1 protein-coding gene is annotated in these 2314 nt (G+C 75.4%); it reads right to left on the reverse strand.

From position 1 onward, the window contains the following. The coding region (locus tag ACTUAL_RS07155; protein WP_440899692.1) for an FAD/NAD(P)-binding protein at nt 1-2005 on the reverse strand (2005 nt) is incomplete at its 3' end. Nucleotides 2006-2314 lie beyond the last annotated feature (309 nt).

Genomic DNA, 2314 nt, shown 5'->3' on the forward strand with positions numbered 1-2314 from the left:
CCGCGTCGGCGTCGCCGAGGATGACGGAGTTCACGCCGGGGCGCACACCCGCCGCGGTCGCCCAGTGCACGGACTCGGTGGGGATGCCGAAGGCGAACCGCCTCGGGTGGACCGCGCCGGAGCGCTCGACGAGCCGGTAGGGACGGCGGGTGACGGCCAGCCCGCCGGTCTCCAGGTGCCCGCCGCCGTCGACCGGGATGCGGTACGGGACACCGCAGCCCTTGCGCAGCAAGGACTCCACGAGCGGGTCGAGGGTGCGGCGCACGTCGCTCTCCGGGAGGCGCGCCTCCAGCAGGACGCGGGCGCGGTGCCGGGAGCCGGGGACGGCCGGGCTGCCCATGACCCACTCGCCGCGCCGCTCGTCGCGCTCGACGGTGACGCCGGGGCCGACCACCTCCAGCACCCCGGCCTCCAGCAGGGCGATCATCTCCTCGATCCGGCCGACCGGCGGGCCGATGGACAGGTAGGCGTTGAGGGGCGTGTACCAGCGCTGGAGCTCGGCCTCGTGCGAGTCGCCGCTGAGGCTGCCGTGGTCGACCACCAGGCGGACCTCGTTGCGCAGGTCGCGCAGCACGTCCAGGGCCGCCTTGAGGGGGCCGCGCACGTTGCCGAGGCGGGCCTCGCGCACGTCGGCGCGCAGGTGGTCGAGCAGCCAGGCGCGGAACTGCTCGGGGTGGGCGAAGTCGCGGCCCCGGTGCGGGGCGGCGAGCGCGGCCCAGTCCCAGCGGTCGGCGCGGGGCACGGACCAGGCGTCGAGCAGCTCGCCCTCGGCCTCGGCCAGCGCCACCGGGGCGGCGTGCGGGCCGGGTCGCGCGGTCACCGGGTCCCGCGACTCCGCGGCCAGCTGTGAGAGCGCTCCCACGGCCTCCACGAGCGGCCGGTACTCGGCGAGGAAGCCCGCCGCCGCGCCGGGTCCGTCGCGCTCGGCCAGCAGCGCCGCGTAGTAGACCGCCCTGACCTCGCCGTCGATCCACGGCCACACGTCGTCCAGGAACCGCAGCGGGCGACCGGCCCCGGTCAGCGCGGCGATGCGCTCCTCGGTGAGGAACAGCGGCACGTGCCTGCCGCGCGGGCCCGTCTGGTTCTCGCCGCGCGCGTGGTGCGGCACGCCCCTGCGGGCCCCCGCGACCAGGATCGGCACGCGGCCGGACGGGAGGTAGGCGAGGGCGCCGTCGGCGCGGCGGGTGAACCGGCCGCCGCGTCCGGCGGTGAGCAGCGCCACGTGGTCGAAGAAGTTCAGGCCCAGCCCCCGGACCAGCACCTTCTCGCCGGGTTCGATGGCCCCGTGGTCGGTCTCGGCCGGGTTGTCCGGCGGCAGGTAGCGCAGGCCGTTGGCGCGGGCGAACTCGGCGTGCGCGCGCTCCTCGCCGGTCGGGCGCAGGTCGGCGTGGCCGGTGGTGAGCACGACCGCGTCCAGCCCGGTGATCCGCTCGCCGCCTGCGAGGGTCAGGTGCTGGACGCCGTCCGGGTCCTCCTCCAGGTCGACGGCGAGCCGCCGGTGCAGCTCGATGGTGACGTTGGGCGGCGCGGTGCGCAGCAGGCGCCGCAGCACCCAGTCGAGGTAGTGCCCGTAGAAGGCCCTGGTGGGGTAGTCGTCGGGCCCGAGCGCGCGGGCCTCGGCGCGGACCGCCTCCGGCAGGTCGTCGAACTCGCCCGCGAGGGCGCAGAACCCTGCCCATTCGTGCAGATCCGGTCCGGGCGCCACCGGTCCCGCGCAGTCGACGGTCTCGTCCGTGAACAGGGTGACCTGCGAGGCGATGGTGTTCATCAGCAGCTGCGGCGACTGGTCGGTGCGCCACACCCGGCCGCCCCTGCCCAGGTGCGGGTCGACCAGGCGGACCCGGAGGCGCAGGTGGGCGAAGTCGGCGCCCGCGTTGGCGCACAGCCGCTCCAGCACGGACAGGCCGCGCGGGCCGACGCCGACGACGGCGATCTCCAGGGCGTTCGCGCTGCTCGCGCGGGGTGCGGCGGTGGTGCTGGGCGGCGCGGACTCGGTCCCGGTCATGTGGTTGGCCTCCGTGTCGCGGCTCTCGGCGGACCACGCCCGAACGGCCGCGTCCGCGCCCTGCGGCCGGTCCGGCCGCGAGGGCGCCCACGCGGGCGGCGGCGTGCCCGGTGAACCCAAGGTTCATTTATGGGGGAAATTATCTTCAATAATCGACCGAACGGGTGAACGGCCTTGTCCACCAGAACTGCGCGCAACTGGTCGACTTGGTCGACCCAGCCCGAGATTGCCACGCGCACCCGCCGCCGCGAAAGGTATTGCGACGGCGTGCGCGGCTGACGTAGATTGTGCCCGCCAGGAGATCCCACC

It is taken from the genome of Actinosynnema sp., assembly GCF_052038725.1.